This is a genomic window from Sphaerochaeta sp. UBA5836 (genome assembly GCF_002432845.1).
Classification (GTDB): domain Bacteria; phylum Spirochaetota; class Spirochaetia; order Sphaerochaetales; family Sphaerochaetaceae; genus Sphaerochaeta.
In genome coordinates this window covers 1-5,236 of sequence record NZ_DJGW01000027.1, presented here as the reverse complement: position 1 = coordinate 5,236, position 5,236 = coordinate 1, and the positions used below count along the sequence as shown (strand labels likewise).

Here is a 5,236-nt window from a genome sequence, read left to right as displayed (position 1 = left end):
TGAGCAGTTTCGTCCTGTTCGCCTTCAGTGACCAATGCATCATAGAGACTCTCATCAAACTGGAAATCAGCATCCGTAACGAAGCTTTCGTCAAACTGCTCGAAGCTGAAATCACTCTCGTCGAACGGCGGGAAAATGATGTTCCAGAAAACCTCTTCACTGATGCGATCGACAACATCCAGAGTCACCTCGGCATCATATCCTGTGGCGAGTTCTGTACCAAATACATCCTCTTGTTCTTCAAGCTGCTCGCCGGTAAAGACATCCTTCACGATGATTCTCTCAACAAATGCAGGGTCGGCAACCCAGAAATCCTCGAGAAGAAGAACACGGTCCAAGCCCAGCTTGTCCGCCTCGATCTCAGGAACTGTGAACCGCACCGCGTACCACAGATCCCCTACCTGCAGATCAAACAGATAGGTTCCACTCTTGACTTCGCTGAGAATGAACCTCCCCTCCTGATCGGTGAAGAGGTACAAGGCATCGTCGCGGATGAGATTCTCATTGCCTGCCTCATCAAGTACAACCTTGTAGACGGGGGATGAATACTGCATATACGGGCTCGAGTCGGTCATCAACAAAACGGCACTGACGGTGAAAGAAGGCTCGACATCGAGTTTTGCAACAAAGGACTGCCGGCTTCTGGGCGTTATCTCATAGACGAAGGAGGAACCGGCTGAATACTCGGTTGCTCCGCTTGAGAAAACAACCACACTGTTCTTCACATTGGTGGAGATATTGTTGTACAACGCACTGCCCAGCGGTCTTGGCAGGTATGAGGGGGCACTATCGAGACTGCGGGCTACCGATACCTCGCTCTTTTTCAACTCGCCGACCGGTTTGACAAGTAAAAAGGATTCATTGACCGACTTGCCTATTGCAAAGGCTCCACCAGCATAGGCAAACGAGGTGTTGGCAGTAAAGGTGGTGGACATATTTTGATAGGAGTTGGAGATTTGCTGCCTGAGGGAGAATGAACTGAGATTTCCGCTGTGCGACCATGAACCGACCAAGGAATGATTCTTCGGGTCGGTGAACTTGAATGAACTCAGTGAAAGGTTGAGGCTGTCGTTTCCTGACGGTCTCCAACTCAACCCGGCGGAGCTGGTAGTCGTTCCATCGAAGAAGGGGGTACCACTTTGGATGCTGGTCGATGAGTTGGCACTGAGTTTGGGGCTGAAGGAGTAGCTGCCGCTGATTTGGGCGGTGACTGAAGGTTTGAGCGGATCGGTACTGCTTCCGTTTGCTGTGAGGGAACCACTGAGGGAGAAGCCCTTGAAGGGGGAGAATCCGGAGGCGAATGAGAGGCTCCAGCCAGGGTTTGCAGCAGCCGTGTCAAAAATTACATTGTTGGAAAGCGTATACCGGATTTTCTCAGTCAGACTGCCGGAGTAGGCAAGAGAGAGCGTCGAAACTGAGGAGAATGGTGCAGCAGAGGTAGGACGTGCAGGTATGCTGTGATTCAGCGTAGCGCTGAGGGTACCAAGCCAGCTATCCGGTGCACCGCTGAGCCTGTGACTCAAGCTTCCAGCAAAAGAAGGCGTATAGTTGCTTGCATCAAGGCCAAGGGTGAGCTGGATTTGCGAGGTGCCCAACAAGGTGGCCACCACCCCATTGACCGTCCCCCTGAATATTCCAGGACTGAATGCAATGTCGGTGGTGAGGGTGAATGTATCGGTCAAACCGGTCTGCTGATAATAGGTTGCAGTAAATTTGTCCAGGTAATATGAGAGGTATTGGTTGTCAAACCATGGCAGATTGATCAACGCCCCTGCACTTGTGCTCTTTACCTTGGGGACACTGAATCCAAAGCCGTAGAGACTGTCGCCCTTGCCAAGGAGGCGGTAGTCGTAGCCCATATCGACGTATTCAACCTTTTCTTCACCAGAATTTTTCAATTTGATGACAATCTTGATCTTGTTTGCTCCTTGTGCGAAAACAAAATCCTTGAGCCTGTAGGTACCTGGTTGGAAGTCCCGCGGCCCGAACACTGACACTTCATTGATGAAAATTTCCACCGTTGAAGGTTCTACCAAGACTATGCGATACTCGAACTGGTTGCCTTTGGCGCTTCCTGTACCATATGCATAGTTTTTTTCGAAGGTGAATCCGAAATTGGAATTGGCGCCGGTAACCGAGCTGAGGTTGGACCCCACGTTGCCGAAGCTGAACCGATGGTTCGATTCAACAAAGTCATAGAAGCCGTTCCAGCTTCCGGGATTGAAAACTGGAGCTTTCGACGAGAACGAGAAATAGAAGTTCAACCCGATGCCCAACAGGGATGCCCTGTTGGATACCGATAGAGAGACAAGTTGGGAGTTGAATTGGGAGAAATCAGAGGGATAATCCATCATTGCATAGAGGCTCAAGGAACTAGCCAGAGCAAATTTGGCCGGCTTGAGAACGATGGCACCGCTCATGCCATACTGCTCCCTGCGGTTGATGGAGGAAGCAGTGACACTCACCGACCGCTCGGGCATATCTGCGATGCTGAAATTCAAATACACGGCAAATTCCACGGCATCGTAGCGGGCATCCACACCACGGCTTCTCAAATCGTCCAAAGACAGATATTGCAACCCATCACCAAAGATCCGTTCGTATGCCGCCTTGGTGATATATGTACCGACATAGTACGTGAGATCCTCGGTGCTGAGCAGTCTCTGTTCCTGTATGAATTCCACCTCGATGTCGCCTACTCGTTCGTCGTTCACAAACAAGTTGAGGAAGTAGAACCCATCTTCGAACGCAATCGTTGCATCCTGCCCAACAACAAAGAAGTCCGCCCAGAAGTCATCGGAAGGCTCAACAAATGCAGAAGGTTGAGGATAGAACATATCATACTCTTGTTCTGTGAGTACCAAGGGTTCGAACATATACGGAGGATCGGGAACAAGTGGCTTCACCGTCGGAGGGCCTGCAAACCTGGGGGAGGGAGGGAGAACAACCCGCTCAATGGGTTTGATGACCGGTAGGGAAATCAAGTGGACAGGAGGCGGCAACGGTTTGACTTCTCGTACTATTTCCTCAACAATCGGCTTTCCGCTGAACCGGGGAGTGGCAGGGATGGCGGAAACCACCGGCTGATCGGGTAGAACTGTTGCAGGTTCGATTGGGACTTGTGGCTGAGGCACAACGGAAGTGACCACCCTGATCGGAGCAGGTTGCTCAACACCGACAGGCTGATGAAAACATGTCCAGACGAAGGCTGAAAGAAAGAGGGTCAAGAGCACAAGCAAGACCACCAGGAACACTGCGTGTGCAAACCCTTTTTTCCTCATGTAAAAGTCCTTTCTCAATCAGGAAGGAGGAAACTCCTACTACTTTGTATACTTGATGGTAGCTTGGTAGGTTACCCCGGAATCGCGGGAAAGGCCCTCGGGCCAGGGAACGTTCTTCGTTACAGTCTTCTTAGCCAATATATTCATGCCATCAATACCGGGAAGAGCTTCAGCACCTTGCAACACTACAGAATTTCCTTTGCTGTCCTTGATCTCTACAACTGCAGAAATGAGCAATTGGTGTACGGTGCCGAGATTCGCCAACGTAACGGCAAGGGCTGGAGAACCATCCTCCATTGTGGAGGCGGCCACCGATCGGATTGCAACATTTTCCACTACACGGGAAGGAAGCACATACAAACTGGTTGTATAGATGTACAGGAAGTTGAACATACCCTTGTCGGTACTTGCCCTACCCTGTGAATAGGGAATCTGTTCTGCCTTGAGTCGGAAAGCAAGCTCGTTTGTAACCGTTCTTGGTCCGCGATACTGAACCCGTACGACCCAACTGCTTTGGGGAGGCACAACCAACTTATTGGGAACAATGGAAAAATAAGCGTCTGCAGGGGTGTTTACCTCATTTCCTTGCGCGTCCTGATCACGAATGAGAGCAGAAATACTGATGGCTATGGAATCATTACTGTCGTTGACGATGGTATACGTCTTGGTACTTTCTGCTCCGGTAGGTTGGAACGATTGTTCCAACGGAGAAAACTGATACGCATGGACGGAAGAAAGCAGGAGTATAAGCAAACCAAGCGTCAACACCACCTTCTTCATAGTTTTATTCGCACATTGATTCATTTTATTCTCTCTTTTTCTACAACAGTGACATTTGTGACAGTGTACGCCATCGATATGGATTCATCAAGACCGGAATAGAGAACAATATTACGATTTAACGGCTTTGAGCCATCCTTTTCAGGGCTGCATCGAAGGTACCCTGCAAAATTGGGACCATTTTCTGCACGATATCCTCAATATTGCCAGAGAGTCCTCCATGCACCCAATCGAGCAAGGAACCGACAAACGCATGCTTGTAGAAATCAATCAGATAGTCAAGGTCCTCTTCGCTGACGCCAAGGACCTGTGCACGGCAACTCAGATTTCCATGCAAGAGTTTTGCCATCTCCCGACAGAGGTACCTGTCCAGAAGCTCACGACCCAGACTATGGTAGATATTGATTACTATCTGCCTGTTGTCCTTGAGGTATGTGCACATGTTACGTATTGCTGTCTCACCGTCATCGTTTGTCCGGGTGTCGGGGTATTTGCGTGAAAACTCCTGTCCCTCATTGATGAACATCCAATCGAGCAAATCGTAAATATCCTTGAAATGATAATAGAATGTCTGGCGGTTGACTCCGCAACGATTCACAATTTCCTTGACAGTAATTTTGTCCAAGGTCCGTTCAACCATCAACTGTTTCAGCGATTGGGCCAGTGCTATTTTGGTCATCTGTGCCATGGGTATCCCTCACATTGCTCTACGTACGAATATATATAGCTCAACCATAGATGTGTTATTAAAAATTAGTACTAATATTACTCCAAAAATCTTTCTTTGGCTACCTATTATCCATTTATTGACACAAGTATGCATCTATGCTAAGGTTCCTTCCTGTCGGGTGACCGATACATGTTCGGGCTGTAGCGCAGGGGTTTAGCGTACTAGTCTGGGGGACTAGGGGTCGACGGTTCAAATCCGTCCAGCCCGACTCTGCAAGGGACTGCTGAAAAGCGGTCCCTTTTTTGTGTGCGTCACAATCTTTCCTTCCTGCTTGCAATCAGGCTGAAAACGCCTATCTTCTTGAAAGAAGGGAGGAATGCTTTGATGCGATACCTGCCTATTGGTCTGCTTTCGTTGCCGCCTGCTTCTTGCTTCATGTATGTTGAGCACAAAGAGAAATTTACAACAGCCGTTCTCCTCAAAGGTTTTGCTTCTTTTTGTTTCA

Annotated in this window: 3 protein-coding genes and 1 tRNA gene; 1 reads left to right on the top strand and 3 read right to left on the bottom strand. The window is 49.1% G+C overall.

Translation table 11 applies throughout. From position 1 onward, the window contains the following. The 3 genes from B3F49_RS02250 to B3F49_RS02240 form a co-directional block, all read right to left on the bottom strand. On the bottom strand, nt 1-3,281 hold a 3,281-nt coding region (locus B3F49_RS02250), incomplete at its 3' end, for a hypothetical protein (protein WP_293908781.1). Between the two features lie 39 nt (nt 3,282-3,320). After that, entirely contained in the window at nt 3,321-4,085 is a 765-nt protein-coding gene (locus tag B3F49_RS02245) for a fimbria/pilus periplasmic chaperone (RefSeq protein WP_293891219.1), read from the bottom strand. Between the two features lie 94 nt (nt 4,086-4,179). Then, a complete protein-coding gene (locus B3F49_RS02240; RefSeq protein WP_293891222.1) occupies nt 4,180-4,749 on the bottom strand; it encodes a TetR/AcrR family transcriptional regulator C-terminal domain-containing protein in 570 nt (189 codons plus the stop codon). A 176-nt stretch (nt 4,750-4,925) separates the two neighbouring features. Here B3F49_RS02240 and B3F49_RS02235 point away from each other — a divergent pair. Next, nucleotides 4,926-4,999 (top strand) — tRNA-Pro (locus tag B3F49_RS02235). Nucleotides 5,000-5,236 lie beyond the last annotated feature (237 nt).